This is a genomic window from Streptomyces fractus, assembly GCF_049844455.1.
Classification (GTDB): domain Bacteria; phylum Actinomycetota; class Actinomycetes; order Streptomycetales; family Streptomycetaceae; genus Streptomyces; species Streptomyces fractus.
In genome coordinates this window covers 6,007,897-6,034,227 of the sequence record NZ_JBMYHI010000002.1, presented here as the reverse complement: position 1 = coordinate 6,034,227, position 26,331 = coordinate 6,007,897, and the positions used below count along the sequence as shown (strand labels likewise).

Below are 26,331 nucleotides of genomic sequence, written 5' to 3'. Positions count from 1 at the left end.
GACGTCCCGACGGAGGAGTGCGTTCCCCCGATCGGGCCGCATATGCAAAAGAGCGGCCCGAATTCTCGGGCCGCTCCTGGTCAGTGGCGCTCCGTGACTGACGCGGCATCAGAAAACGAACTCGCCGGTCTCATGGAGCGGACACCGGGTGTCTCACGCGAGTGGGCCGAAGTCCGGAATACGAGAACTCCGGACAGCCGACGGGTTACGCGAAATCGGGGAAGAAAAGCTTCAGCTCGCGCGCCGAGGACTCCTCGGAGTCGGAGGCGTGGATCAGATTCTCGCGAACAATGGTGCCGAAGTCGCCACGGATCGAACCGGGGCCCGCGGCGATCGGGTCCGTCGGACCGGCCAGCTGGCGTACGCCCTCGATCACGCGCTCGCCCTCGACGACCAGGGCGACGACCGGGCCGGAGGACATGAAGTCGACCAGCGGCTCGTAGAACGGCTTGCCCTTGTGCTCGCCGTAGTGCGCCTCCAGCGTCTCCTGGCTCAGGCTGCGCAGTTCGAGCGCGCTGATCGTCCAGCCGGCCTTGCGCTCGATGCGGCCGATGATCTCGCCGATCAGGCCGCGGCGGACGGCATCGGGCTTGAGCAGGACGAGCGTGCGCTGGGTCATTCGCGGGACTCCTTGTGGGCCTGGATGTGCGGTGACGCCCGAGGTTACAGGGCGTGACCATCACGGCCGCAGGCGGGCGGCCCCGCCGGGCTCAGGCCTGCTCGGCCTGCGCCGCCCAGCGGGCCTTCGCCTCGTCGACCTTGCGGCCGAAGTGGACCGAGGCCCACCACAGGCCCGCGAAGCAGGCGCCGAGGAAGAACATGACCGGCACGAAGAAACCGCTGATGACCAGGGCGATCTGCAGCGCCCAGCCGAGCTGCACGCCGCCGGGCCGCGTCACCATGCCGCACAGCAGCACGCTGAGCACCATCGCGATGCCGCTCACCGTCCACACCAGGCCGGCCGACAGGTCGGGGTCCTTCATGGCGACGAGCCCGGCGAAGCCGATGACGAAGAACTCGGCGAGCAGGGTCGAGGAACAGAGAATACGCACGGCGATCAGCCCTTCCCGAGGAGCAGCCGGGCCTCGCCGACCGTGATCACGGAACCGGTGACGAGCACTCCCCCGCCCGCGTACTCGCCCTCCTCCTCGGCGAGCGTGATCGCGGCCTCGAGCGCGTCGTCGAGGCGCGGTTCGACCTGGACGCGCTCGTCGCCGAAGACCTCCACCGCGATGCCCGCCAATTCGTCGGCGTCCATGGCGCGGTGGCTGGAATTCTGCGTGACGACGACCTCCGCGAAGATCGGCTCGAAGGCCTCCAGGAGCCCTCGTACGTTCTTGTCGCCGCTGGCGCCGACGACGCCGATGAGGCGGCTGAAGTCGAAGACCTCGCCGATCGCCTCGGCGGTGACGCGGGCGCCCGCCGGGTTGTGCGCGGCGTCGAGCACGACCGTCGGCGAGCGGCGCACGACCTCCAGGCGGCCCGGCGACGTGGCCGAGGCGAACGCGGTGCGGATGGTGTCGATGTCGAGCGGGCGCGCGTGCTGCGAGCCGATGCCGAAGAACGCCTCGACGGCGGAGAGCGCCACCGCCGCGTTGTGCGCCTGGTGCGCGCCGTGCAGCGGCAGGAAGATGTCCTCGTACTCACCGCCGAGCCCGCGCAGCGTCACCAGCTGTCCGCCGACGGCGACCTCGCGGCGGACGACGCCGAACTCCAGGCCCTCGCGGGCCACGGTCGCGTCCGTCTCCACGGCCTTCTTGAGGATCACCTGCGCCGCGTCCACCGGCTGCTGCGCCATGATCACGGAGGCGTCCTGCTTGATGATCCCGGACTTCTCGCCCGCGATCTCGCCGGGCGTCTCACCGAGCCGGTCGGTGTGGTCGAGGTCGATGGGGGTGATGACCGCGACCGAACCGTCGATCACGTTCGTCGCGTCCCAGCTGCCGCCCATGCCGACCTCGACGACCGCCACGTCCACCGGCGCGTCGGCGAAGGCCGCGTAGGCCATGCCGGTCAGCACCTCGAAGAACGAGAGGCGGTACTCCTGCCGCGAGTCGACCATTTCGACGTACGGCTTGATGTCGTCGTACGTCTCGATGAAGCGCTCGTGGTCGATCGGGGCGCCGTCCAGGCTGATCCGCTCGGTGATCGACTGGACGTGCGGCGAGGTGTACCGGCCGGTGCGCAGGTCGAAGGCCGTGAGCAGGGCCTCGATCATGCGGGCCGTGGACGTCTTGCCGTTCGTGCCCGTGATGTGGATCGAGGGGTACGCGCGCTGCGGCTCGCCGAGCACGTCCATCAGCGCGGCGATGCGGTCGACGGACGGCTCCAGCTTCGTCTCACCCCAGCGCGTGGCGAGCTCCGCCTCCACCACCCGCAGCGCCTTCTCGACCTCGGGGTCCTGCGGGCGGCCCGGGATGCCGTCGCCCTGCGGCGGGGCCGACTGGGCGCGCAGCGTGCGGCTGCCCGCCTCGATCACCGCGAGGTCGGGGTCGCGGGTGGTCTCTTCACCGACGATCTCTTCGAACTGGTCGGCGGCGTCGGGGTTGTCGGGGGAGCCGTGGTCGCTGCTGTCGCGCGGGGGGAGGTCACTCACGCACGCCAGTCTACGGAGGTCCACCGACAGCGCGCCGCACACCACCCGGCGTCCCGGTTCAGGACTTTGGACCTGTCCGTTTCGGGACCTTGGTCCCTCCGGAACGGAATTCCGCCCGGCAAACTTGCTGATCATGGACATAGGCATCGATCTCGGCACCGCCAACACCCTCCTCTACGTGCGCGGTCAGGGGATCGTGCTGAACGAACCCTCGGTCGTCGCCGTGAAGGCCGGCGGGCGCGGCGAAGTGCTCGCCGTGGGCAGCGAGGCGAAGGAGACCATCGGGCGCACGCCCGGGTCGATCACCGCGATCCGGCCGCTGCGCGACGGCGTGATCAGCGACTACGAGGCGGCCGAGGCGATGATCCGGCACTTCGTCCGCAAGGCGGTGCCGGGGCGGCGGCCCCGTACGCGCATGGTGGTGTGCGTGCCGAGCGGCGTCACGCCCGTGGAGCGGCGGGCCATCGTGCACGCGGCGCAGCGGGCCGGGGCGAAGACCGTGCACCTGATCGAGGAACCGATGGCGGCGGCGATCGGGGCGGGGCTCCCGGTCGCGGATCCGCGCGGGTCGATGGTCGTCGACATCGGCGGCGGCACGAGCGAGGTGGCCGTCATCTCGCTGGGCGGCGTGGTCACTTCGCAGTCGCTGCGGGTCGGTGGCGACCGGTTCGACGAGGCGATCACGGACTACGTGCGCAAGGAGCACGGCCTCCTCATCGGCGAGCGCACGGCCGAGGACATCAAGGTCGCGATCGGCTCGGCGTGGCCGGTGCCCGGCGAGGACGCGTTCGAGATGCGGGCGTTCACCGTGCGGGGGCGGGAGAAGGTGGTGGGCCTCCCGAAGACGCTCGAGCTGACGGTGCGTGAGGTGCGGGCCGCGCTCGACGAACCCGTGGAGGCGGTCATCGCCGCGGTGAAGGCGACGCTGGAGGAATGCCCGCCGGAGCTGTCGGGGGACGTGATGGAGCACGGGATCGTGCTGACGGGCGGGGGTGCGCTGCTGCCCGGTCTCGACCTGCGGATCGCCTCCGGCACGGGGATTCCGGTGTTCGTAGCGGACGACCCGCTGGACTCCGTCGCTCTGGGCTGCGGGAAGTGCGTGGACGACTTCGACGGCTTGCAGCGGATGATGGCGGCGTAGCCCTACGTTCTTGCCGGGAAGGTCGCTTCCACCTCGTACGTATCGGGCTCTCGTCGGCCCGCGCTGAACGTGCCGCCCAGGGAGAGAACCCGTTCCTCCATGCCCGCCGTGCCCGTGCCCGCCGAGACCGGGGCCAGGGCCGGGGCGACCGTCGGCAGGGGATTCGTGACCGTGACGCGGAGGCGGTTCGCCGCGACGGCCACCGTCACGGTCACCGGCTGGCCGGGAGCGTGTTTCGCGGCGTTCGTGAGGCACTCCTGTACGACGCGGTAGACCGCGGCCTGGCGCAGTGGTGACTGGGCGAGGGCGGCGGCGTCCACGTCGACGGCGATCTCGTTGCCGGCCGCCGCGCTCTCCTCGGCGAGCCGGGGCAGCGCCTCCAGGCCCGGGGTAGGGGCGCCGCCCCCGCTGCCGCGACGCACGACGATCTCGTTGAGCAGCAGGTGCGCCCGCCGCGCCGTCTCGGACAGCTCGTCGAAGTCCTGCTCCCAGTGCTCGCCGCGGGCCCGCCGCGACAGCACCTCCGCCCGCACCGACAGCATCGTCAGCTCGCGGCCCACGAAGTCGTGCACGTCTCCGGCGACGTCGGAGCGCTCCTGCTGCACGGCCTGGAGCAGCGCGGTCTCGGCGCCCTTGGCCTCCAGGGCGCGGACGAGGTCGATGCGGCGCGCGGCGATGCCGACGCCGGTGGCGAGCACCCCTATGGGCACGACGAGGGCGAGGAACTGGCTGACGCGCTCGCCGCCCCGGTACGCGGGCCATTCGAAGAGCGCGAAGCCGGCGCAGGCCCAGACGAGGTATCCGCAGCAGGCGAGGATGCCGGAGTTCCGGCCCCGGTAGCGGGCCACGGAGTACAGGGCGAACTGGATCAGGGTCACATCGTGCAGCCAGCCGAGGAAGACCATCCCGACGGCGAACGACAGCCAGGGCCCCCACGGCTCGCGCCGGCGCAGCAGCAGCGTCGCGGCGCCGAGGGCGAGCACGAGCGTGGCTGACGTCCCGTTGAGCGCGTTGTCCGCCTTGGCCAGGCCGGGGATGTCCAGGCCCATCAGGGCGAAGCAGCCGGCGGCCGTGACGAGGTCGAGGGCGTGCGGGGTGCCGCGCCAGCGCTCCAGGCGCGACCAGAGCCGGCCGAGGCGACGGCCCGTGACGGTCGCCGCCGCGGCGGCGGTCGCCGTCCCGTCGGCCTCGTCGCGCATGGAGCCCCATCTCCCCGTGAATGCACCCGGTACAGACACTTTCTTACCTTGGTCCACCACTTAAGGGCATCTTGTGCGGTTTCGGGCGTTGTGGCGCCGCAAGCGATCCGCCCGTGCTGATACTGACCGTCGAACGCGCGAGGGCCCCCGGAACCCTGCGGTTCCGGGGGCCCTCGACGCGTACGGTCAGGCCTGCGGCAGGCGGTCCAGCTGGGCCTGGATGCGGGCGATGTCCTCGTCCGCCTTGGCGAGGCGGCCCTTGATCTTGTCGACCACGTGGTCCGGGGCCTTGGCGAGGAACGCCTCGTTGCCCAGCTTGCCCTCGGACTGCGCCTTGTCCTTCTCCGCGGCGGCGAGGTCCTTGGCGAGGCGCTTGCGCTCGGCCGCCACGTCGATCGCGCCGGACAGGTCGAGCGCCACCTCGGCGCCCGCGACCGGCAGCGTGGCGGTGGCGGTGAAGCCCTCGCCCTCCGGCTGCAGCTTGAGCAGCTGGCGGATCGCCGGCTCGTGCGCGGCGAGCGCCGTGCCGTCCAGGGTCAGGCGGGCCGGGACGCGCTGGCCCGCCTTGAGGCCCTGGTCGCCCTTGAAGCGGCGGACCTCGGTGACGACCTGCTGGAGCGTCGCGATCTCCTGCTCGGCGGCCTCGTCGCGGAAGCCGCTGTCGGTGGGCCAGTCGGTGATCACGAGCGATTCGCCGCCCGTGAGCGTCGTCCACAGCGTCTCCGTGACGAACGGGACGACCGGGTGGAGGAGGCGCAGCATGACGTCCAGGACCTCGCCGAGGACCCGGCCCGACACCTTCGCCGGCTCGCCGCCCGCCATGAACGTCGTCTTCGACAGCTCGACGTACCAGTCGAAGACCTCGTCCCACGCGAAGTGGTACAGCGCGTCGGAGAGCTTCGCGAACTGGTAGTCGTCGTAGAACGCGTCGACCTCGGCGACCGTCTTGTTCAGCCGCGACAGGATCCAGCGGTCCGTCGCCGTCATCTCGGACGGCTCCGGCAGCGGGCCCTCGACGGTCGCGCCGTTCATGAGCGCGAAGCGCGTCGCGTTCCAGATCTTGTTGGCGAAGTTGCGGGACGCCTGGACCCAGTCCTCGCCGATCGGGACGTCGATACCGGGGTTGGCGCCGCGGGCGAGCGTGAACCGCAGCGCGTCGGAGCCGTAGGTGTCCATCCAGTCCAGCGGGTTGACCGCGTTGCCGAAGGACTTCGACATCTTCTTGCCGTGCTCGTCACGGACCATGCCGTGGAAGGCGATGGTCTTGAAGGGGACCTCGCCGTCCATCGCGTACAGGCCGAACATCATCATCCGGGCGACCCAGAAGAACATCAGGTCGTAGCCGGTGACCAGCGCAGAGTTCGGATAGAACTTGGCCAGGTCCTCGGTCTGCTCCGGCCAGCCCAGCGTGGAGAAGGGCCACAGGCCGGACGAGAACCAGGTGTCCAGGACGTCGGTGTCCTGGTGCCAGCCCTCGCCGCTCGGCGGCTGCTCGTCGGGGCCGACGCACACGGTCTCGCCGTTCGGACCGTGCCAGACGGGGATGCGGTGGCCCCACCACAGCTGACGCGAGATGCACCAGTCGTTGAGGTTGTCGACCCAGTCGAAGTAGCGCTGCGACAGGTCGGCGGGGTGGATGTTCACCCGGCCGTCGCGGACCGCGTCGCCGGCGGCCTTGGCGAGCGTCTCGACCTTCACCCACCACTGGAGCGAGAGCCGCGGCTCCAGCGTCGTCTTGCACCGCGAGCAGTGCCCGACCGAGTGCACGTACGGCCGCTTCTCGGCGACGATCCGGCCCTCGGCCCGCAGCGCGGCGACGATCGCGGAGCGCGCCTCGAAACGGTCGAGCCCCTCGAAGGGACCGTGGGCGGTGATGACACCGCGCTCGTCCAGGACCTCCAGCGCCTCCAGGTCGTGGCGCTGGCCGATCGCGAAGTCGTTCGGGTCGTGCGCGGGCGTGACCTTGACGGCGCCGGTGCCGAACTCCGGGTCGACGTGGGTGTCCGCGACGACGGGGATCGTGCGCCCGGTCAGCGGCAGCTTGATCCGCTTGCCGACCAGGTGCGCGTACCGCTCGTCGTCCGGGTGCACGGCGACCGCGGTGTCGCCCAGCATCGTCTCGGCGCGGGTGGTCGCGACGACGATGGTGTCCTCGCCCTCGCCGTACTTCATGGAGACGAGCTCGCCGTCGTCGTCCTGGTAGTCCACCTCGATGTCCGAGATCGCCGTCAGACAGCGCGGGCACCAGTTGCTGATGCGCTCGGCGCGGTAGATCAGGCCGTCGTCGAACATCTTCTTGAAGACGGTCTGGACCGCGCGGGACAGCCCCTCGTCCATCGTGAAGCGGTCGCGGCTCCACGCCACACCGTTGCCCAAGCGGCGCATCTGGCCGGCGATCTGGCCGCCGGACTCGGCCTTCCACTGCCACACGCGCTCGACGAACGCCTCACGGCCCAGGTCGTGACGGGACAGGCCCTCCTTGGCGAGCTCGCGCTCCACCACGTTCTGCGTGGCGATGCCGGCGTGGTCCATGCCGGGCTGCCACAGCGTCTCGTAGCCCTGCATGCGCTTGCGGCGCGTGAGGGCGTCGATGAGCGTGTGCTCGAACGCGTGGCCAAGGTGCAGGGAGCCCGTGACGTTCGGCGGCGGGATGACGATCGTGTACGGAGGCTTGTCGCTCTTGGGGTCGGCGTCGAAGTAACCGCGCTCTACCCAGCGCTCGTACAGCGGCCCCTCTACTTCGGCCGGCGCGTACTGGGTCGGCAGTTCGGAGGTGGGCGCTGGCGTCTGCTGCTGAGAGTTCTCGGTCACGCAGCCAGTTTAGAGGGGTCACAAGCTCGTACTGAAACCGAATCCGATGGACCGGATCGCACCCACGTACGCCAGGATGTCAGCAGCACATAAGCAACGGGAGGGAACGCCAGTAATGAGCCACGACCAGCCGGGCCCCTATGGGAACCAGCAGCCCCAGCAGCCGGGCCCGTACGGCCAGCAGCCCCAGCAGCCGGGCCCCTACGGCCAGCCTCCGCAGCCGGGCCCGTACGGCCAGCCGCCGCAGGCGCCCCAGCCCGGCTACGGTTACCCGCAGCAGCCGCCGCAGCAGGCGCCCCAGGGCGTTCCCCCGCAGCAGCAGCCGGGTCCGTACGGCCAGCCCCAGCAGCAGCCTGGCCCCTACGGCCAGCCTCCGCAGCAGGCGCCCGGCGGTTACGGCCAGCCCCAGCAGCCGGGCCCGTACGGTCAGCCGCAGCAGGCTCCGTACGGCCAGTACCCGCAGCAGCCGCCCGCCGGCGGGGGCGGCGGCAAGAAGACGCTGGCCATCGTGATCGGCGCGGTCGTCGTGGTCGCGGCGCTCGGAGTGGGGGGCTACTTCGTCTTCGGCGGCGGCGACGGCGGCAGCGGTGGCTCGTCCGTGGCGGACGACGGCTCGCACAAGCTGACGACGCCGGCCACGGTCCTCGGCGAGTACCAGAAGAGCAGCTCGAACACGTCGAGCAGCGGCACCTTCAGCGACAGCGACCTCGCGGAGGCCAAGAAGTGGGGCGTGACCGACCCCAAGAGCGTGAACGCCAGCTACAAGGCGGGCTCCGGCACCTCGGTCAAGGCGATCAACTTCGGTGGCGTCTACGGCAAGATCGACGACCCGGAGAAGGTCGTCGACTCGATGTTCACCGAGATGGAGAAGAAGTCCAAGGAGCAGGCCGGCGGCGCGAGCGGCGCCAAGGTCTCCTTCGAGGGCTCGCCCCAGAAGTTCGAGCCGGCCGGCTTCAAGAACGGCGTCCTGAAGTGCCAGAACGCCAAGTACGCGATGCCCAGCGGCAGTTCGTCCACCGCGGGCGTGCCGTCGAGCTTCAAGATGCCGATGTGCATCTGGGGTGACCACAGCACGGTCACGTACATCGTGTACTCCGACAGCGGCGCCATCATCTCGAAGAAGGAGCAGCCGCTGAGCGAGGCGGCCGACACGACGGCGAAGCTGCGCAACGAGGTCCGCGTCAAGTCCTGACGGTCAGCACCCGCCGCAACGCATGAGAAGGGCCCCGGTCGGAGATCCGACCGGGGCCCTTCTCATGCTCTCGTGCTCTCGAGCCGACTCGCGTTCGGCTACGCCGACTTCTGCTCGCCGCTGCCACCGCCGCGGGCGTCCCGCGGGATCAGCGTCGGGTTCACGTTCGAGTGAACGGCGTCCGCGGTGATGACGACGCGGGCCACATCCTTGCGGGACGGGACCTCGTACATCACCGACTGGAGGACCTCCTCCATGATGGCGCGCAGTCCTCGCGCGCCGGTGCGGCGCAGGATCGCCTGGTCGGCGATGGCCTCGAGCGCCTCGCGCTCGAAGTCCAGCTCCACACCGTCGAGTTCGAAGAGCCGCTGGTACTGCTTGACCAGAGCGTTCTTCGGCTCGACGAGGATCTGGAGCAGCGCCTCACGGTCGAGGTTCTGGACCGCGGTGATGACCGGGAGGCGGCCGATGAATTCCGGGATCATCCCGAACTTCACCAGGTCCTCCGGCATGACCTCCTGGAACTGGTCCTTCTCCTCCAGCTCGCGCTTGGAGTGCAGGGTCGCTCCGAAGCCGATGCCCTTGGCACCCGCCCGCGACTCGATGATCTTCTCCAGACCGGCGAACGCGCCGCCCACGATGAACAGCACGTTCGTCGTGTCGATCTGGATGAACTCCTGGTGCGGGTGCTTGCGGCCGCCCTGCGGCGGAACCGAGGCGCTGGTGCCCTCAAGGATCTTGAGGAGCGCCTGCTGCACGCCCTCACCGCTCACGTCACGCGTGATCGACGGGTTCTCCGACTTGCGGGCGACCTTGTCGATCTCGTCGATGTAGATGATCCCGGTCTCGGCCTTCTTGACGTCGTAGTCGGCCGCCTGGATCAGCTTCAGCAGAATGTTCTCGACGTCCTCGCCGACGTACCCCGCCTCCGTCAGCGCCGTCGCGTCGGCGATGGCGAACGGGACGTTGAGCATGCGCGCCAGCGTCTGCGCGAGGAGCGTCTTTCCCGAGCCGGTCGGGCCGAGGAGCAGGATGTTGGACTTCGCGAGTTCGATCGCGTCGTCCCGCCCGTTCGCCCCGCCGTTCTCGCCGGCCTGGACGCGCTTGTAGTGGTTGTACACCGCGACGGACAGGGCCTTCTTGGCGGCTTCCTGTCCTACGACGTAGCTCTCGAGGAACTCGTAGATCTCGCGCGGCTTGGGCAGTTCCTCCCAGCGCACTTCGCTCGTCTCCGCGAGCTCTTCCTCGATGATCTCGTTGCAGAGGTCGATGCACTCGTCGCAGATGTACACACCGGGGCCTGCGATGAGCTTCTTGACCTGCTTCTGACTCTTTCCGCAGAACGAGCACTTGAGCAGATCGCCGCCGTCACCGATGCGTGCCACGAGGTGCTTCCCCTTCGCCTGGGAGACGCTCGCGTAAGCGGCTCCTGGTGCCTGTATCCGACGGTACCTTGCCGGGCCCCCCGTTCGGGCCCCCCTTGGCACGGTTCACTTTGACGCGAACCGTGCCGAGGGAACGGCAGACGATACAGCGCCTACTACGCGATCGCCTCGTTGTTCATCTTGCGCGTCGAGACGACCTGGTCGACCAGGCCGTACGCGAGCGCGTCCTCGGCCGTGAGGATCTTGTCGCGCTCGATGTCGTCGCGGATCTTCTCGATCGGCGTCGTCGAGTGCTTGGCCAGCATGTCTTCCAGCTGGGCCCGCATGCGCATGATCTCGTTGGCCGCGATCTCCAGGTCGGAGAGCTGCTCACGGCCGGTGCCACCGGAGGGCTGGTGGATCAGCACGCGCGCGTTGGTCAGCGCCATGCGCTTGCCGGGGGTGCCGGCGGCCAGCAGGACGGCGGCCGCGGAGGCGGCCTGGCCCATGCAGACCGTCTGGATGTCCGGCTTCACGAACTGCATCGTGTCGTAGATGGCCGTGAGGGCCGTGAACGAGCCGCCGGGGCTGTTGATGTAGATGGAGATGTCGCGGTCCGGGTCCATCGACTCCAGGCACAGCAGCTGCGCCATGACGTCGTTGGCCGACGCGTCGTCGATCTGCACGCCGAGGAAGATGATGCGCTCCTCGAAGAGCTTCGCGTACGGGTCGTACTCGCGCACGCCCTGCGAGGTGCGCTCGACGAAGCGCGGCACCACGTAGCGGTTGTCGACCTGGGGGCCCTGGTACAGGCCGCTGCCGGGGAAGTTGTTCATGGTCGGTGTTCCGTCCTGGTGAGGGTGGGCTTGGCTGGCTGTGCCGACGTGATCGCGAGGATCAGGCGCCGGTGCCGCCGCCGCCCGGAACGCCCGTAGCGGCAGTGATGATCTCGTCGATGAGGCCGTACTCCTTGGCCTCCTCGGTGGTGAACCAGCGGTCGCGGTCACCGTCACGGATGATCGTCTCGACGCTCTGGCCCGAGTGGCGCGCGGTGATCTCGGCCATGCGCTTCTTCGTGCGCAGCAGGTACTCGGCCTGGATCTTCACGTCCGACGCGGTACCACCGATGCCCGCGGAGCCCTGGTGCATCAGGATGTCGGTGTGCGGCAGCGCGAAGCGCTTGCCCGCCGAGCCGCCGGTCAGCAGGAACTGGCCCATGGAGGCGGCCATGCCCATGCCGATGGTGACGACGTCGTTCGGGATGTACTGCATGGTGTCGTAGATCGCCATGCCGGCCGTCACCGAGCCGCCGGGGCTGTTGATGTACAGGAAGATGTCCTTGTCCGGGTCGGCGGCAAGGAGCAGCATCTGTGCGGTGATCTTGTTCGCGATGTCGTCGTCGACCTGCTGGCCGAGGAAGACGATTCGCTCGCCGAGCAGCCGGTTGTAGACATGGTCGCCGAGGCCACCACCGATGGACGGCTCGCCTGCGGCGGAAGGCATCAGATTCGTCACGGATCCACCTGCTCGTCTCTGACGGCTACGCGCCGTCTCGCGTCTTTAGCTGGGGCCGGGGGTCGTGCTCGGACACCCCTGCCCTCCTCTTCATGGACCCTAACGCGCGGCCCCCTCCGAGGAATCCCGCGAGCCGAACTGTTCGCTGTGAGCGCAGGTAAGCCCCCCTGCGAGAGGGCGCGAAGGCCCCCCGGAACCAGCTGGTTCCGGGGGGCCTTCGTTCATGCTGCGGGCCAGGCGGTTACGCCTTGTCCTGCTCCTCGGAGGAGCCCTCGACGGCCTCGGTGGACTCGGTGGCCTCGGCGGCGACCTCGGTGGCCTCCTCCGTCTCCTCCTCGTCGTCCGACAGGTCGACGACCTCGCCGTTGGTGTCCTTGACGGTGGCGGCCTCGACGACCACGGCAAGGGCCTTTCCGCGGGCGACCTCGCCGACCAGCATCGGGACCTGGCCACCCTCGACGACGGCCTGGGCGAACTGGTCGGGGGACATGCCGGAGGAGGCGGCGCGGCGCATGAGGTGCTCGGTGAGCTCCTCCTGGCTGACGTTCAGCTTCTCCTTGTTGACGAGCTCGTCGAGGACGAACTGCGTCTTGATGCCCTTGACGGCCTGCTCGCTCGTCTCGGCGTCGAACTCCTCGACCGTCTTGCCCTGGATCTCGAGGAACTTCTCGAGGTTCAGGCCCATCTGGGCGAGCTGGTGGTTCTCGAGGTTGTGCTTGCGGGTCTGGACCTCGTCCTCGAGCAGCTTCTCCGGGACGGGGACCTCGACCAGCTCGAGCAGCTTCTCCAGGACGCGCTCCTGGGCCTGCGTGGCCTGGTCGTTCAGCTTCTGGTTCTCGAGGCGCTTGCGGCTGTCGGCCTTCAGCTCGTCGAGGGTGTCGAACTCGGAGGCGAGCTGCGCGAACTCGTCGTCCAGCTCCGGCAGTTCACGCTTGGCGACCTGGCTCACCTTGACGGTGACCTCGGCGTCCTTGCCCTCGGCGGAGCCGCCCTTGAGCTCGGAGGTGAAGGTGGCCTCGCCACCGGCCTCCAGGCCCTTGACGGCGTCGTCGATGCCGTCGAGGAGCTCGCCCGAGCCGATGGTGTACGAGACACCGGAGGCGACGCCGTCCTCGAGGACCTCGCCCTCGACCTTGGCCTCCAGGTCGATCGTCACGACGTCGCCGTCCTCGGCGGCGCGCTCGACCGGCGCGGTGGAGGCGAAGCGGTCGCGCAGCTGCTCGACGGCCTTGTCGACGTCCTCTTCGGTGACCTCGGTGGCGTCGACCTCGACCTCGATGCCGGAGTAGTCCGGGATCTCGATCGTCGGGCGCACGTCGACCTCAGCGGTGAAGTTCAGCGTCTCGCCGTCCTTCAGGTCGGTGATGTCGACCTCGGGCTGACCGAGGACGTTGAGCTCCGCCTCGTTGACGGCCTCGGTGTAGAACTTCGGAAGCGCGTCGTTGACGGCCTCTTCCAGCACCGCACCGCGGCCGAAGCGCTGGTCGATGACGCGGGCCGGGATCTTGCCCTTGCGGAAGCCCTTCACCGTGACCTGCTGGTTGATCTTCTTGTACGCCGCGTCGAGGCTGTCCTTGAGCTCCTCGAAGGGCACCTCAATGCTGAGCCGAACCCGGGTCGGGTTCAGGGTCTCGACGGCGCTCTTCACGGTGGGTCTCCTTGGGGGCTGACTTCTGGGATCGTGCCCGGCTTAAGAGACACACGGGCATGCAGCTTGCATAGTAACGGCACGCCGCTGCGGACCCACAATGCGATCTTGATGCGATCTCGGAGAACCCCGGGGCGGCCGGCCCTGAGTGTGACGGCCACCTTCCGAACGCTGGTCGGGGTGGCGGGATTTGAACCCACGGCCTTCCGCTCCCAAAGCGGACGCGCTACCAAGCTGCGCCACACCCCGTCGGTGCGACACGTAGGGTACATGCCCGCAGGCAGTGCGGCTCCCGCGCCGCGACCGCCGGAAAGAGGGTGTGCACTCGGGCCCCTCGACCCGCTACGATGCCTGCGTGCCGCGGTCACCGACCTGCGGCGCGGCCGTGCGGGCGTAGCTCAATGGTAGAGCCCTAGTCTTCCAAACTAGCTACGCGGGTTCGATTCCCGTCGCCCGCTCCATACGACTCAAGGCCAGGTCAGAGGCTATTTCCTCTGCCTGGCCTTGATCGTTTCCTAGGGGCCCGTTCAGTCCTCCGTGTCCCCCGCGTGCCCCTTCGGCTTTCGATCTTTCTTCTTCTTGGCTTTCTTGCCCTTCTTCCGGCCCTTCTTCACGATCTCGTTCAGGGCGTCCGCGATCAGCCGGTCACGGTCCGCGCTCGCGTGCTGATAGATCAGCGCGGCGCGGGTCGTGCTGTGGCCCATGCGCGACATCAGCTCCCGCGTGCTGGCCCCGGTCGACGCGGCGAGCGTGTTCCCCGTGTGGCGGAGATCATGGAAGTGCAGGCCCTTGATCCCGGCGTCGTCGCAGGCCGCACGCCACAGCTTGTTGAAGTGGTTGCGGCGAGGAGTCGCACCCTTGACCCCGATGAAGACACGGCCCTCGGCGCCCTGCTCCGCGTACCGCTTCAGGTGAACCCGGATCTCCGCGACGATCACGAGCGGCACGGCAACGGTGCGCTTGCCCGCCGCACTCTTGGGCGCCTTGATCTCTTGCTTCCCGTTGAACAGCTCAGCGACCGCCCGCCGGACACGAACGGTGCCTTGCTCCAGGTCGATGTCCCGGCGGTGCAGACCGACCAGCTCACCCCAGCGCAGGCCGAGGAAGCCCGCCATGAGGACGAGCGCCCGATAGCGCGGCTGGATCGCGTCGGCGAGCGCGTAGACCTCTTCCACGGTGGCCGTCGGCCGCTCCGGGGTGTGCACGATGCTCGCTCCCTTGATCTGGCACGGGTTCCGCCTGATCATCTGGTCCGACACAGCCGTGCCCAGGATCGAGCGGAGCAGGGCGTACGCCTTGGCGACAGTCGTCGGCCCGGTACCGGACGCGAGCTTGTCGGCACGCCAGCCCCGAACGAGGGCGGGCGAGATCGCGGCCACGTTGACGGCTCCGAAGGCGGGCTCAAGGTGGAGCTTCAGGAGCGAGCCGTAGAGCTGCCGCGTGGTGGTCGTGATCTCCCGCTCCTTGATCCAGGCCGTGGCGTACGGCCCGAAGGGGACCTGTCCGGCGTCCGGGTCGTGCCAGTCGCCCCGGTGCATTTCCGACTGCTTGTCGGCGAGCCAGTTGTCAGCGTCCGTCTTCGTGCGGAAGGTCTCCGGCGCCGGACGGAGCTGCCCGTCGGGGGCCAGGTAGCGAACCTGGTAGCGGCCGGACGGGAGCTTGCGGACGCGGCCGTACCGCCTGCGCTTCTTGCCAGCCATCAGGCAGCCACCCCCAGCCGCCGACGGGGCTCGACCGTGTTCGCGGCGAGGAACGCGAGTACGGCGCTCTCGGGGATGCGGACGTGTCGGCCGACCTTGATGTACTTGATCCGGCGTTCCTCAATGAGTCGCCGGGGGAACCGGACCGAAGTGTTGAAGATTTCGGCGGCCTCCTTCACGTCGAGGTAGCGATCGTTCATGCTGCGGCTCCTTCCTGAGCGCGTTGGTCATGCAGGGCTTCGCGTGCTGTCTCGCGGTTTAGTTGGAGGTCTCGGGCGATCGAGGCGGCGAGAGCGGATTCGCCGGGGGTGTGGCCGTGGCCGGCGTACTCCCACGAGGCGAGGACGAGCACGGTGTCCGGCTCGTGTCCGTCGAGGCCGAGGGCTTCGCGTTCTTGGGCGGCGCGGTAGTCGGCGCGGATCTGCCGCAGAGTGCCGAGGGTGGTCGAGTAGGCGCGGGACTTCGAGGAGAAGTGGCCGCGGAAGCCGAGCATGTGCGCCCAGGCCGTCAGCCGGCGTTCCGGGTAGAACGGATCGAGGTCGAAGCAGGCTTCAATGAGGCGCCGCGGGTGATCCGGCAGGCCGAGCAGGAGGGCAGCCTCACGGTTGCCGATGCGTCGATCTACCGTGCCGGTGTTCTCGGCCGCTTTGGTGGCGTACTTGGCCACGTACGAGGCGACCGCCTGCTCTGTGATCTCCGTACCGTCGCCGAACGCCTTGATGGGGCGTACGTCGAGTTGTCGGCCCCAGCGCAGGCGCCAGCCGTCGAGGTGTCCGGCGTCGGGAGCGGGCGGCACGGTCACCGTGACGTACGAGTGCGCGGCGGCGTCCTGGATCGCTTGGGTGAGCAGGTCCGTACTCGCCCAGGACGGCGGCGCGGTGTCGGGCCCGTCCGGTCCGTCGAGGCGGATCACGGCGTGGAAGTGGATGGCTCCGCGCTTCTGGAACTCGGCGACCTTGCCGTACGACAGCCGGGCAACCTCCTTGAACTCCCGCTGTGTGATGCCGACGCGAGCGGCGATCTCACGGCGCAGCCGGTTGACGAAGCGGTGCCACAGGTCGCCCGCATGGTTGTTGAAGAGGACGGCGCCGGCGTAGTCGTACCCGTCCGGATCGAGCGGCGTCCCGAGCGCGGGGTCGTCGTCGCGGTGGTCGGTGCCGCAGCGGCAGGTTCCGCGGGTGGGTTGGTTGTGGACCGGGCCGAAGGATGGCGCGGTGAGGGTGGTGAAGACGCGGGGCCGGTTGCGGATCGCGGCCGGGATCTCGTGGCGGGTGTCGCCGACGAGGCCGGCCCGGATCAGGTGGTACGTGTCGCCGGCGTAGGTGAAGGCGCAAGACGGGCAGCGCGAGGCACGGCGGTTGCCGCAGGCGATCCGGAGCCGGGCGCCGGGTTCGGTGTCGGTGGAGTAGTGCCGCAGCGTCTCGCCGGTGGCGCGGTCCTTGGTGATGGACCAGCCGGTGAGGTGGATCGGGTCGGAGCAGCCGCCCGTGCGTTTGATCTGGTCCTGCCAGCGGTCGAAGCCGGTGGAGCCGGCCACCCGCAGCATGTCGCCGAGGGTGGCCGTATCCAGGCCCGCCAGGGTGGCGGTGTCGCTCACACCAACACCTCCTGGCGCGCGGTCAGGAACGCGGTGCCGAGCCAGCGTGTGTAGGCGGGCGGGATGGCCTCGGTCAGCTCCTCGCGCACGTCGGTCCAGGTGATGCCCATCGCGGTCTGCATCTCGGGGACCGTGGCCTTGCCGCCACCGTTGCCGTATGCAGCGACGTAAGGACCCTCGCGGCGCACACCATGCCGATGCCCGCGGACGTAGCCGCGGTGCTTGGGGTGAGCTGGCGCGGTAGTCGCCCAGCGGCCCAGTTCGAAGTTGCGGTGACGCAGCACGCCGAGCCCGAACATCTCGCCGCACAGGGACACGTCTTTGCGGATCTTGGCTTTGCCGTTGGGCTGTTCCAGCACGTACGGCAGACCGGTCGCGTCGAGGAGAGTCCGGGTCGCGGCCACGAGATCGGTGTGGGTGCCGCCCCAGCCCTGCGACCGGTTGGTGCCGACGGTCAGGGCGCAGCCGGCCTGACAGGGCGGGGACGCGTGCACCAGCGCGTACTGATTGATCTCGCCGGTGGCGATCAGGTGGGCGAGGTACGCGAGCGCGTCGCCGCGGTGGTACGGGAACGGGTAGCGGGGGCGGTCGACGATGTCGCAGCCGTCGACGCGGAAACCGGCGAGATGGTAGCCCCAACCGGCGCCGCCCGAGCAGGAGTACAGCTCCAGAACGCGGCGGGCGATCATGCGCTCACCTCGGACGAGGTGGTCATGGTGTCGAGGATCTGCGCGGCTTCGTTGAGGCGAGCGGCCAAGTCCCGTAGGGCCGTGGACGTGCCGGGCGTGGCCAGCAAGGTGATTTCCACGTCCCTGCCTCCGACACGGACAATCACGAAGCTGTCGAAGACGACGAGCCGGGATGCGCTGTCCTGCTCCATGTGGGCGGAGATGGTCAGGGACTTCACGCCGCCACCGCCCGGACAGCAATGGCCGGGCGGAGAGTGCCGGCGCCCTGGCAGGTGCGGCAGGTGACCGTGATGGTGCGCAGGTTCCCGCGGGAGTCGCGGCCGAGGCCGGAGGATACGGCGACTACGGGGAAGCCGTCGCAGTTCGGGCAGACCCGTCCGAGGTAGGAGATGCGGTCGGTCATGATGAGGGTTCCTTCCGGATCAGTTGGTTCGGGCAGGAGGCACGGCGCCGTAGCGGGCAAGACCTGTCAGTTGAGACCGCTCCGGGGCCGGTCAACGGCGGTGCTGTTTCTGCTCGGAGGCGATGAGCGAGCGGACCACCAGGGCGACGATGGCGAGCGCGCCGGCGGTGACGGCGACCGCGAGGAGCATGGAGACCAGCACCGTGCCGACCACGAGCACGGCAGCGGTGCCGCCACCGACGAGGAGCAGGAGCGCGCCGGGGGTGAGCTGCACGGCCGGACGCGAGGCCACGGGAGCGGCAGGAGCCGGCGCCGGGGCGTGGTGCTGGCAGCCGCACGGCGCTTGAGCCTGCGCCGGGTTGTGGGGGACGACGGTCCCGAGGGTGGTGATGGTCGGGATGATCTCGCCGGTGGGCTGCGGGTTGAGCGGAACGCGGGGTGTGAGCATGAGCTGTACTCCCTTCCGGGTCGGGTCAGTTGAGGAAGGTGCCGATGGCGGGGGCGAGGAAGTAGCCGCCGATCAGCAGGACCAGGACGAGCCAGGCCGGCGGACGCGCGAGCTTGATACCGAGCGCGCCGACGACGGCGATGAAGAACCAGAACGGAACGTCCACGGCAGTGCCTCCGCTCAGCGGTTCTTGATCCGGCAGACGTGGCCCTTGGCCGCGATGCACACCGAGCCGTAGCTGGCGTAGTCGGAGGACCAGCCGCAGCCGTCGGCCTTGCACACGGCGGTGTAGCCCTTCTCGCCGTCCGAGATGAGGCCGCGGGCGATGTCGACGGGGCCGTAGCTCTGGAGTCGTTCGAAGAGGAAGAAGCGGCGTCCCATGATCGGATTCCTTTCGTGTCAGGTGAGTTGTGCGGCGATGGCGTCCGCCATGGCGGGCGGGACGTTGAGGCGGGCGCGCAGGGTGTCGAGGTCGATGCGCTGTCCGGTCTGGGCCCGGTGGTCGTCGGCGACCTTGCGGGCGTGCGCGACGAGGGCCGGCGGAGCCTCCACGGCAGGCGCAGGGGGTTCCGGTAGCGCAGGAGCGGGAACGGCGACCGGTTCGGGTTCCGCAGCGGGTTCGGGGGCGCGGGTCACGGTGGCCGATGCAGGGACTTCCGGAGCTCGCTCCGGTGACGGCGTGCGGGCAGGGCTGTGGGTGAGGAGGGTGCCGCCGAGGAAAGCGAGCGCGGGCCAGCCGGCGACGCCGAAGCGCAGCCACGCGGGCGGGTGCGCCAGGTCGAGGAAGCCAGCCGTGGCGACGTTCGCGCCGAGCGAGGCAACCAGAGCGACCAGGAACCAGCACCAGGCCAGCCGGGAGGGCCCGTCGTTACGCAGCCGACGCCACGCAGCGACCAACAGCAGGTCGACGCTGATCGGGTAGGCCCACGCCTTCCAACCGGACTGTCCGGCCGCGTCGGCGAGGTCGTGCAGGTGGGCGAAGGACAGCGCCCCGGCAATCACGGCTTGGATCAGGACGGCGTCCGGACGGATCTTGGGGTTCATCGTTCTTCACCTCCTTCAAGGTGTGGGGCCGGGGCGCGGCGGGGAACAGGGTCCGGCCGCCGGGCCCCAGCGGGTTCAGTCGGTGGCTTCGCCCGAGCCGAAGCAGGTCAGGCACAGGCCGGTCTGATCACCGACGGGGCGTTGTTTGCGGCCGACCCGGACCTTGATCGAGACCTCTCCGGAGCCCTTGCAGACCCGACACTTGGGCGCTTTGACCGCCGGCGCGGGAGCGGTGCGGGCCTTTCGCGGGGCCATGGGCGGTCAGCCACCGTGGCGGGGGTAGCTGTGTCCGGCCGGGGGCGCCAGCTGGTGCTCCAGCGCGCTCCAGACGACCTCGACGAAGTAGCGGTCGTGCCCCTTCATGTGCCGGTAGCGGAAGATCGAGCTACGCAGTTGGGCGGTCCGCTCGCTGTCGTCTCGCCGAGTTTCGGGGTTGTGGTTCACGGTTCGTTCTCCCTTCCAGAGAGCCGGTTTTGGGCATGGAGCGGGTAGGGACCCGGCGCGAGGCGGTCACGCCGACCGTGGTGCGGGAGGGTTCAGGCGGCTTCGGCGACGGGTTCGAGCGTCGCGGGCGCCTTGCTCAGATCGGTCTCGAAGACCGGCCGGAAGCGGGCCAACTCCGGTATGTCCGGCGTCAGATCAGCGTGCTTGTTGCACGCGGTCACCGCTTCGCGCATCGTCGTGTGCGGGGTGCGGATACGGGCCCACTCGCCATTCGAGTAGCCGACCACGGCCATGCCGGGGCGGTCGTTGCGGATCTGCGTCGCAGCGAACACCGCATGCGGCGAGACATCACCGAACGCCATCCGGGAGGACGATTCATCGTTGACCCGGTGCGCGGTGCGACCGGTCAACTGGGCGCGCAGCATGGTGATGCCATCGCCGAGTTCGGAGCCGAAGCGCTGCCCGTAGATGTCGACGAAGATGCCGGCAGCACGGCCGAGTTGGGCCAGCCGGACCAGGGCGACGATGATCCTCGTTCGGCGCTTCTCGTCGGCCCGTGAGGTGGTCAGGGCGAGTTCCGCGATCTCGTCGATCGTCAGCACGATCGGCACCGGACGCTCGTCCTCGGGCAGGTCCCAGATGTTCGCGGCGATCTCCGCATCCGGCGTGTCCGCGCTGACCCGTTGGACGCGTCGGATCACTTGATAGATCTCGTCCATCCGGTCGACGAGTGCTTCGAGCAGTTCGGCGGCGTCGTCGGGGTTGTCGGCCAGGGCGGAGAAGCGGCGGGCGAGCGGGGAGAGTTCGACGCCCTGCTTGCAGTCGATGCCGACCAGCGCCACCTTCAGCGCAGCGAGTTCCTTGATCACACGCCGCTGGTAAACCGACTTCCCGGACCCGGACGCACCGATGGTGATCGAGTGCGGAACCGACCAGTAGTCGCGGAAGTACACCGACCCGTCCTCCACCAGCGCGACCGGGACCTTCAGCCCGCGCCGTTCGGTCTTCGCCGGCATCTGCACCCGGCGCAGCACGTCGTACCCGGTCATGGCGATCTCGACGACACCCGGCTTGATCTCGCGCGAGGTGACCTGATGGACACCGAACGCGTGCCGCAACCGGTCGACCGCCGAGGAGTAGTCGAAGGCGTCCTGTCCCGGCTGCATCCGGATCCGTAGCCGCAGACCGGTACGCGTCGGCTTGATCCACCTCAGGCGCGGGACACGCTGGCGGGGGATCTCCGTCTTGAGGAGCCGCGCGAGCCAGAGCCTGAAGCGGGAGGCAGGCACCGTGAGGTCACAGGCGTCCATCACGGACGCGTACCGGAAGCGGACCTTGAGGACGGCGTAGGCGACGCCGAACGTCATCCAGAACCAGGCGGGGCGGCGCCACCGAAGCAGCAGCGCCAGCCCGACAACGACCGCGAGCACGCTGATCGTTAACCAGCCCATGATCAGGCCGCCTTCAGGTTCTTCGAGCCGCCGGCGTCCACGGCCGTCGCGGCGACCGCGCGGAAGCTGATGCCGTGCCGCTTCTGGCCGTTGAACTCGTTCTCCCACGGCCGAGCGATCAGACCGGTCAGCGCGACCGCCGTACCCGTCACCAGCTCACCGGAGATGGACGACTCACCCACGGTGACCCTCACGACCTCGGCGTTGCCGTCCTTCACGAACAGGACATCCACCGTCATCAGGAACTCACCGGTACGCGTGTCGGCAGCGCGCTCCTGGGTCTTGGGGTTCGAGTACTTGGGCTGCGGAGGCGTCGCCACCATCAGCATCGCGCCGTTCGTGTCCACGGGGATTTGCTGCATGATTGAACTCCCTTGTCAGAGGGGCGGGAGCGGCGTACTTACTTGGCGGTGGGTCGCCGCTCCTACGCGTTGGCGGTGCCCGTAGCGGTTCCACGAGCACTCGGGTCCCAACTGGTGCGCACCAATAGATTGCATCTGGTGCGCACCAGTTGTCAAGCGGTGTCGCCACCCGGCTTCTGAACTCGCCTTCTTGCGACGCTTCTAGAGAACCGCGATCCCCAACAGGCCGGTAGCCAACAGGGGTTAACCCTCTTCCGGTTAACCCCTGACCACCTGCGCGAATGTGCGGCATGCTTCCGTTAAGCGCTGTCGACACCGAGGCGAGGGCGGTAGAGGTGTCCAACCGACTACGCGAGATCAGGAAGGCACGCGGGTGGTCGCAAGAGCGATTAGTCCGCGAGATCGAGAGGTTCGCGACGCAGCACCTGCTCACCGTCGCTTCGACCGCGAGCCTCCGTGTCTACGCCTCGGAGTGGGAGAACGGCAAACGCCCGATCGGCGACCACTACGCCCAGGTCATCCGGCCTCTCTTAGGCGTCACCGACGCTGAACTCTTCGAAGATCACCCGTCGGAGAAGCCCACCATCGCAACCGATGGCTACACAGACCTGATGGACCGGATCGACTCGGCCCGGAACGTCAGCCTCTCCATGGTCAAGACGTTCATGGATCAGACCGAGCTACTGCGCACCATGGATCGGCAGATGGGAGCCGCAAGCCTCGTTGATCAGATGACGGGGCACCTTGCCGCACTCGAAGACGCGCTGACGTTCGCCGTTCTGCCCGACACCCGCCGGCCGGTCGCTCGCGCACTCGCCGGAGCCGCGACACTGGGCGCCTGGCAAGCCCTCGACACAGGGGCGGTCGAACGCGCGTGGCGGAGCTACGAGTTAGGCAAGCGCGCCGCCCAAGAGGCCGAAGAACCTATGTACTTGGCCCACGCCACAGCAGAGCAGGCGTATGTGCTCAATGAGGCCGGACGCCCCGAGATGGCCGTTCAGCTAGTCCGCGAGGCTCAACGGCTCGCAGGGAAGCAGGCTTCTCCCCGACTGCGCGCATGGCTGTACGCCGCAGAGGCCGAACTATGCGCGAAGGCCGACTCGCCCGACGACTGTAAGCGCGCCTTGGACAAGGCAATCGCATGCCTCCCGTCCGGCGAGGAAGCCCGCGATCCCGACATGCTGAGCATCTTCCTGAACGGCGGACACTTGGCCCGCTGGCGCGGGAACGTGCTCTCCCTGCTCGGCGACGATGACGCCCTTGCCAGCCTGTACACCGGCCTAGAGACAGCAGATCCGACGTTCGTCCGAGCGACGTCCGGCCTCCGCTGCGATCTCGCCCAAGCCCACCTTGTTCGAGGCGAGCTGAGCCAAGCCCAAGAACATCTTCAGCAAGCCCGGCTGTTGGCCAACCGAACCGGGTCCGTACGTCACCGCCGGCGAATCGAGCAGCTCACGCGGAGGCTGTAGGCGCGACGGCTCCCCGAGTCGACAGGATGTGGAGCAGCGCGACCAGCGTGCCCGAACCCATCAGCTCATCGCGTGCCATCAACCCTGGGATGTCCGAGAGCGGCACCCACTCAAGGTGACCGGATTCCTCTACGTCCGTGGGCTCGCCGACCTTCACCGCTCCGCGCCCGACGTAGATCTCATGCGGTGAGTCCACCATGCCGACCATGGGCTGATAGGTCACGACGTGTTCAAGGGGACCAGCACGCCAACCGGTCTCTTCCTCGAACTCCCGGCGCGCAGTGTCTTGGGGATCTTCACCTTCATCAACGATGCCGCCGGGAAGCTCCCAACCCCACTTGTCCGGCACGAACCGGTAGCGCCAGAGCATCAGCACCCGGTCCTGATCATCGACTACTGCCGTGATCGCCACGTGATGCAGCCGTACTACGTGATGCTCGAACCGCTCAACGCCCGGAGGCTCGACGTCGACGAGGTTGAGCTTCACCCAACGATCGTCATAGATCGTCCGCTCACCATGGATCTTCCAGGGCTCCAACTGGCCCGGAGTGACCGTGACTACTTCGTGGGTGGGAACGCGGTACGAGCTACGCCCGTGGACTTCGATGACCTTCTCAGCGACCAGACGAGCGAGCACCTGCCGAAGCTGTGTACGGCCGATCTCCAGGTCTTCTGAAAGCTTGCGCTCAGACGGGAGCTTGGCGCCCGGAGCGTATTCGCCGGTCGAGATCCACTCACAGATCTTGCGGTAGACCCGCTCCGACTTCGGTCCCATCCTCCGAGCACGCTCCCTGATGTCATCAACTGGCCCGCACCAGCGTAGCCGTCCATCCGGTTGTCAACCAGGACACAGCCAGCCAGGAGCACGCGGACAGAGTTTCCCTACTTCATCAAGGCTCGCTCCGCTCGCGGCACGGGTTCGACCCGCGCCGTCGATCATTGCCGGTCCAAGCCGCTCTCACGCATCACACAGCGCCGACCCGCCGGTTGACGCCACCATGATCCGGCCTTGTAGGGGGAAAAGCCTCAAGACCCGTAAGACCACAAGGCGCACGTACAAGAGCACCCCCCGCAAACACCACCAGGCCCGAGCCGTCCCGAAGGATCGAGGGCCCCACACGGGGCGGCGCCGGGCGGGCGCCGCCCCGCCGCCTAAATGTCTCCGCCGCCGGCAGCGGGGCGGCGCCCGCCCGGCACATCCCAAGGGCCATATCCAGCAACGAGCCAAGGAGGACCGGGGAGACTTCCGCACATGGGTCAACGACGCTTTGGGTTACCGATCAGGCCGGATCATGGTGGCGTCAACCGGCGGGCCAACGCCACGTGATCCTCAACCGCTCATGGTCCACAGATCGCGCAGGTTCACCACGGCCGCGGGCAAAAGCGATGCCTCCGGCGGGGGATCGGCCAGCACCGGGGGCCAGGGGAAACGCTGCCGAGTGCGAGGCCGCAGGTGGTTGCGTGAAGGGCTTCCATCCCGTCCACCGTCGACCCAGGCAAAGCCGAGCAGACGTGGTTCATGGCGTCCAGGTCGTTCGTACAGTGGCGCGCTCCACCTGGACGCCATGAACCACGCCCACTCCACTACGTGTGGGTCGACGGCGGACGGGATGGAAGCTGGGGCAAGTGAGCGGGTTGAACGGAAAGCAGGCCCGGTCACTGATCGCTGGGGCTGTCAGTGACCGACCCTGCTCCAACAGTCGACCAGGTCACCTACGGACGACGCGACGCAGTTCCCGAATGACCTTGACGATGTCCTCACGCGGACAACGCAGCAACGCCACCGCGCCCAACGTTACGAATGCCACCAGAACGGCCAGGAACATCTGGATCCAGGCGATTTCAGGCATAGCGACAGTACCTCTCGTGGAGGCCTGTCGTCCGAGATCACCAGGTGAGCCCGCTTAGCTCTTCGCACCGGAGCGACTAGGCATGACTTCAGTTTGATCAAAACGCAACAAGATAAGCGTGCTACCAGGGTACGGCAATGAGCCCCCGCCTCGACGGAGCCCAGTAGGCCGAACGCACCCTGTCGGCGGCGCCGTTGGTAGGCACTCTCGACCTGGGCCACGATCGCGATCCACAGCTCCGGGTGGGCGTCCACTGAGATCCGCAAGGCCACCGACGCCAGCGACAGGAGGCGATTAAGTGGCCTGGCCCAGCAGGCGATCGAAGATTTCGTCTCTGCCGCTTCCCGTGTCCTCCACGGAGATTGACCCACCCCCGCTCCACGTCGTGCGAGCCGACGGCGGACGGGACGAGAGCCGAGTGAATGGTGCCTGACCAGCAGTGTCAGCACGTCGGGGCAGGCATCGGCCCAACTGCTATGCTACGACCTCGAATTGCCCTCGGGCATGCCTGTAGGCCGTGCGCTTCGCCGCTAAACGTAACCGCACAGCCATCAGGTTCTCGAATCAACCTTCGGAGGCCAGATGAGCGAGCCAGACCCGCACTTGACGTCCCAAGACGAGCCCAACGTACGCCATAACTCATTACAAAGCAATGGTGAAGGCGACGACACCAGCCCCGAGGAGCCGCCACGCCGCCCTCATGAAGCATGGCGCCACCCTGCCGCCATAGCAATGGTGCTCACCGCCGCGGGCAGCCTGATCACAGCCTTAACTCCACTGCTGATCAAGCTGACCTGACGTGCCCTCCACGTGCCCGAGCGAGCGGCGAGACGTGGGACCCAAAGGGGAGCCACGGGGAGCCCAGGACGCCGCCGCAGGTCAGCGTCTTGCCTGGTCAGGCGGGGTGCGCGTACGCGATCTTCCAAACTAGCTACGCGGGTTCGATTCCCGTCGCCCGCTCTCGTGAAAAGCCTCCGGCCCGGATCCACTCCTCGTGGACCGGGCCGGAGGCTTTTTCGCGGGCCGCCGCCGGGTGACCGCCGCCGCTTCAGAAATGGATCGCGCTGACGCTGTCCGCGACCGAGTTGAGGAAGTTGTTGATCGCGGGCGCCATTCCGGTCGATGCGAGGAAGAAGCCGAAGAGCACCGCGACTATGGCGGGTCCCGCCTTGATCGAGCCGCCGCGCATGAGGACGACGAGGACGATCGCCAACAACAGCACCACTGACAGCGAAATGGCCACACTGATCACACCCTAGGTCGGTCCGCTCTCCCGGCCCGGGGGGTACAGCCCCACCCCCCGCCAGAACCATCGTGCCACCAACCCGGCGCCTCTATGCGACGCGTGACGGATCGTCGGCCACGTACCCGCGGGTTTCGGCTTGATCGTTTCTATCGCCCCGGCCGC

General features: G+C 68.5%; 30 protein-coding genes and 2 tRNA genes. 5 read left to right on the top strand and 27 right to left on the bottom strand.

Going from position 1 to position 26,331, the window contains the following annotated elements; translation table 11 throughout:
- Positions 1 to 205: 205 nt before the first annotated feature.
- The 3 genes from ndk to folC all read right to left on the bottom strand — a co-directional run bounded on the left by ndk (position 206) and on the right by folC (position 2,596).
- A complete protein-coding gene (gene ndk / locus ACP4E5_RS29265; RefSeq protein ID WP_425833788.1) occupies positions 206 to 619 on the bottom strand; it encodes a nucleoside-diphosphate kinase in 414 nt (137 codons plus the stop codon).
- 91 nt (positions 620 to 710) lie between these two features.
- Positions 711 to 1,052, bottom strand: a complete 342-nt coding sequence (locus tag ACP4E5_RS29260) for a DUF4233 domain-containing protein (protein ID WP_425833786.1) — start codon at positions 1,050 to 1,052, stop codon at positions 711 to 713.
- Positions 1,053 to 1,057: 5 nt separating this feature from the next.
- Positions 1,058 to 2,596 carry a bifunctional tetrahydrofolate synthase/dihydrofolate synthase gene (gene folC / locus ACP4E5_RS29255; protein WP_425833784.1) on the bottom strand — a complete coding sequence of 513 codons (1,539 nt, stop codon included), beginning with the start codon at positions 2,594 to 2,596 and terminating at the stop codon, positions 1,058 to 1,060.
- A gap of 133 nt (positions 2,597 to 2,729) precedes the next feature.
- On the opposite strand from folC, the gene ACP4E5_RS29250 reads away from it, so the two are divergent.
- On the top strand, positions 2,730 to 3,737 hold the full coding sequence (locus tag ACP4E5_RS29250; RefSeq protein ID WP_425833783.1) for a rod shape-determining protein: 1,008 nt from the start codon (positions 2,730 to 2,732) through the stop codon (positions 3,735 to 3,737).
- 2 nt (positions 3,738 to 3,739) lie between these two features.
- Here ACP4E5_RS29250 and ACP4E5_RS29245 read toward each other — a convergent pair whose 3' ends face one another.
- Both ACP4E5_RS29245 and ACP4E5_RS29240 read right to left on the bottom strand, forming a co-directional pair.
- Positions 3,740 to 4,936, bottom strand: a complete 1,197-nt coding sequence (locus tag ACP4E5_RS29245) for a sensor histidine kinase (protein WP_425833781.1) — start codon at positions 4,934 to 4,936, stop codon at positions 3,740 to 3,742.
- Between the two features lie 186 nt (positions 4,937 to 5,122).
- Entirely contained in the window at positions 5,123 to 7,747 is a 2,625-nt protein-coding gene (locus ACP4E5_RS29240) for a valine--tRNA ligase (RefSeq protein ID WP_425833779.1), read from the bottom strand.
- 115 nt (positions 7,748 to 7,862) lie between these two features.
- Here ACP4E5_RS29240 and ACP4E5_RS29235 point away from each other — a divergent pair, with 115 nt between their 5' ends.
- Positions 7,863 to 8,939: a hypothetical protein gene (locus ACP4E5_RS29235; protein ID WP_425833777.1), complete on the top strand. Its 1,077-nt coding sequence runs from the start codon at positions 7,863 to 7,865 to the stop codon at positions 8,937 to 8,939.
- Between the two features lie 98 nt (positions 8,940 to 9,037).
- On the opposite strand, the gene clpX is transcribed toward ACP4E5_RS29235, so the two are convergent.
- From clpX to ACP4E5_RS29210, 5 genes are all read right to left on the bottom strand, one after another.
- Positions 9,038 to 10,324 (bottom strand): ATP-dependent Clp protease ATP-binding subunit ClpX, encoded by a 1,287-nt coding sequence (gene clpX, locus ACP4E5_RS29230; protein ID WP_385767265.1) that lies wholly within the window; start codon positions 10,322 to 10,324, stop codon positions 9,038 to 9,040.
- 155 nt (positions 10,325 to 10,479) lie between these two features.
- Positions 10,480 to 11,139 carry an ATP-dependent Clp protease proteolytic subunit gene (locus tag ACP4E5_RS29225; protein WP_266719658.1) on the bottom strand — a complete coding sequence of 220 codons (660 nt, stop codon included), beginning with the start codon at positions 11,137 to 11,139 and terminating at the stop codon, positions 10,480 to 10,482.
- Between the two features lie 61 nt (positions 11,140 to 11,200).
- Positions 11,201 to 11,806 (bottom strand): ATP-dependent Clp protease proteolytic subunit, encoded by a 606-nt coding sequence (locus ACP4E5_RS29220; RefSeq protein WP_266725478.1) that lies wholly within the window; start codon positions 11,804 to 11,806, stop codon positions 11,201 to 11,203.
- 253 nt (positions 11,807 to 12,059) lie between these two features.
- The gene (gene tig / locus ACP4E5_RS29215) at positions 12,060 to 13,466 is read right to left on the bottom strand and encodes a trigger factor (RefSeq protein WP_425833774.1); all 1,407 of its coding nucleotides are present in this window, start codon (positions 13,464 to 13,466) and stop codon (positions 12,060 to 12,062) included.
- 172 nt (positions 13,467 to 13,638) lie between these two features.
- Positions 13,639 to 13,715 (bottom strand) — tRNA-Pro (locus ACP4E5_RS29210).
- Positions 13,716 to 13,853: 138 nt separating this feature from the next.
- On the opposite strand from ACP4E5_RS29210, the gene ACP4E5_RS29205 reads away from it, so the two are divergent.
- Positions 13,854 to 13,927: transfer RNA gene (locus ACP4E5_RS29205), tRNA-Gly, on the top strand.
- Positions 13,928 to 13,993: 66 nt separating this feature from the next.
- Here the strand turns inward: ACP4E5_RS29205 and ACP4E5_RS29200 are convergent.
- The 14 genes from ACP4E5_RS29200 to ACP4E5_RS29135 form a co-directional block, all read right to left on the bottom strand.
- Positions 13,994 to 15,166 carry a tyrosine-type recombinase/integrase gene (locus ACP4E5_RS29200; RefSeq protein WP_425833772.1) on the bottom strand — a complete coding sequence of 391 codons (1,173 nt, stop codon included), beginning with the start codon at positions 15,164 to 15,166 and terminating at the stop codon, positions 13,994 to 13,996.
- On the bottom strand, positions 15,166 to 15,366 hold the full coding sequence (locus ACP4E5_RS29195; RefSeq protein WP_425833770.1) for an excisionase family DNA-binding protein: 201 nt from the start codon (positions 15,364 to 15,366) through the stop codon (positions 15,166 to 15,168). The genes ACP4E5_RS29200 and ACP4E5_RS29195 overlap by 1 nt, the downstream gene beginning before the upstream one ends.
- Positions 15,363 to 16,763, bottom strand: a complete 1,401-nt coding sequence (gene repSA, locus ACP4E5_RS29190; protein ID WP_425833768.1) for a replication initiator protein RepSA — start codon at positions 16,761 to 16,763, stop codon at positions 15,363 to 15,365. The genes ACP4E5_RS29195 and repSA overlap by 4 nt, the downstream gene beginning before the upstream one ends.
- Positions 16,760 to 17,452, bottom strand: coding sequence for a DNA methylase (locus ACP4E5_RS29185; protein WP_425833766.1), 693 nt, complete (start codon positions 17,450 to 17,452; stop codon positions 16,760 to 16,762). Before ACP4E5_RS29185 ends, repSA begins: the two co-directional genes overlap by 4 nt.
- Positions 17,449 to 17,670 carry a hypothetical protein gene (locus ACP4E5_RS29180; RefSeq protein ID WP_425833764.1) on the bottom strand — a complete coding sequence of 74 codons (222 nt, stop codon included), beginning with the start codon at positions 17,668 to 17,670 and terminating at the stop codon, positions 17,449 to 17,451. Before ACP4E5_RS29180 ends, ACP4E5_RS29185 begins: the two co-directional genes overlap by 4 nt.
- Entirely contained in the window at positions 17,667 to 17,855 is a 189-nt protein-coding gene (locus tag ACP4E5_RS29175; protein ID WP_425833763.1) for a hypothetical protein, read from the bottom strand. Before ACP4E5_RS29175 ends, ACP4E5_RS29180 begins: the two co-directional genes overlap by 4 nt.
- A gap of 91 nt (positions 17,856 to 17,946) precedes the next feature.
- On the bottom strand, positions 17,947 to 18,303 hold the full coding sequence (locus ACP4E5_RS29170) for a SpdD-like protein (protein ID WP_425833761.1): 357 nt from the start codon (positions 18,301 to 18,303) through the stop codon (positions 17,947 to 17,949).
- A 25-nt stretch (positions 18,304 to 18,328) separates the two neighbouring features.
- Complete coding sequence (locus tag ACP4E5_RS29165) at positions 18,329 to 18,469, bottom strand: hypothetical protein (RefSeq protein WP_425833759.1); 141 nt, start codon at positions 18,467 to 18,469, stop codon at positions 18,329 to 18,331.
- 14 nt (positions 18,470 to 18,483) lie between these two features.
- Positions 18,484 to 18,684, bottom strand: coding sequence for a mobile element transfer protein (locus tag ACP4E5_RS29160; RefSeq protein WP_425833757.1), 201 nt, complete (start codon positions 18,682 to 18,684; stop codon positions 18,484 to 18,486).
- 18 nt (positions 18,685 to 18,702) lie between these two features.
- Entirely contained in the window at positions 18,703 to 19,347 is a 645-nt protein-coding gene (locus ACP4E5_RS29155; RefSeq protein WP_425833755.1) for a DUF2637 domain-containing protein, read from the bottom strand.
- Between the two features lie 75 nt (positions 19,348 to 19,422).
- Positions 19,423 to 19,602, bottom strand: a complete 180-nt coding sequence (locus ACP4E5_RS29150) for a hypothetical protein (protein WP_425833753.1) — start codon at positions 19,600 to 19,602, stop codon at positions 19,423 to 19,425.
- A gap of 6 nt (positions 19,603 to 19,608) precedes the next feature.
- Positions 19,609 to 19,791 carry a hypothetical protein gene (locus ACP4E5_RS29145; RefSeq protein WP_425833751.1) on the bottom strand — a complete coding sequence of 61 codons (183 nt, stop codon included), beginning with the start codon at positions 19,789 to 19,791 and terminating at the stop codon, positions 19,609 to 19,611.
- 92 nt (positions 19,792 to 19,883) lie between these two features.
- Positions 19,884 to 21,242, bottom strand: a complete 1,359-nt coding sequence (locus ACP4E5_RS29140) for an FtsK/SpoIIIE domain-containing protein (RefSeq protein ID WP_425833749.1) — start codon at positions 21,240 to 21,242, stop codon at positions 19,884 to 19,886.
- Positions 21,243 to 21,244: 2 nt separating this feature from the next.
- Positions 21,245 to 21,604, bottom strand: a complete 360-nt coding sequence (locus ACP4E5_RS29135) for an SCO3933 family regulatory protein (RefSeq protein ID WP_425833747.1) — start codon at positions 21,602 to 21,604, stop codon at positions 21,245 to 21,247.
- A gap of 335 nt (positions 21,605 to 21,939) precedes the next feature.
- On the opposite strand from ACP4E5_RS29135, the gene ACP4E5_RS29130 reads away from it, so the two are divergent.
- Positions 21,940 to 23,073 (top strand): helix-turn-helix transcriptional regulator, encoded by a 1,134-nt coding sequence (locus ACP4E5_RS29130; protein WP_425841743.1) that lies wholly within the window; start codon positions 21,940 to 21,942, stop codon positions 23,071 to 23,073.
- Here the strand turns inward: ACP4E5_RS29130 and ACP4E5_RS29125 are convergent.
- Entirely contained in the window at positions 23,057 to 23,848 is a 792-nt protein-coding gene (locus ACP4E5_RS29125; protein ID WP_425833745.1) for an NUDIX domain-containing protein, read from the bottom strand. The genes ACP4E5_RS29130 and ACP4E5_RS29125 overlap by 17 nt on opposite strands.
- Before the next feature lie 934 nt (positions 23,849 to 24,782).
- Entirely contained in the window at positions 24,783 to 24,923 is a 141-nt protein-coding gene (locus ACP4E5_RS29120; RefSeq protein ID WP_425833743.1) for a hypothetical protein, read from the bottom strand.
- 582 nt (positions 24,924 to 25,505) lie between these two features.
- On the opposite strand from ACP4E5_RS29120, the gene ACP4E5_RS29115 reads away from it, so the two are divergent.
- The gene (locus tag ACP4E5_RS29115) at positions 25,506 to 25,721 is read left to right on the top strand and encodes a hypothetical protein (RefSeq protein WP_425833741.1); all 216 of its coding nucleotides are present in this window, start codon (positions 25,506 to 25,508) and stop codon (positions 25,719 to 25,721) included.
- Between the two features lie 250 nt (positions 25,722 to 25,971).
- Here ACP4E5_RS29115 and ACP4E5_RS29110 read toward each other — a convergent pair whose 3' ends face one another.
- On the bottom strand, positions 25,972 to 26,166 hold the full coding sequence (locus ACP4E5_RS29110) for a hypothetical protein (RefSeq protein ID WP_326022563.1): 195 nt from the start codon (positions 26,164 to 26,166) through the stop codon (positions 25,972 to 25,974).
- Between the last annotated feature and the right edge of the window lie 165 nt (positions 26,167 to 26,331).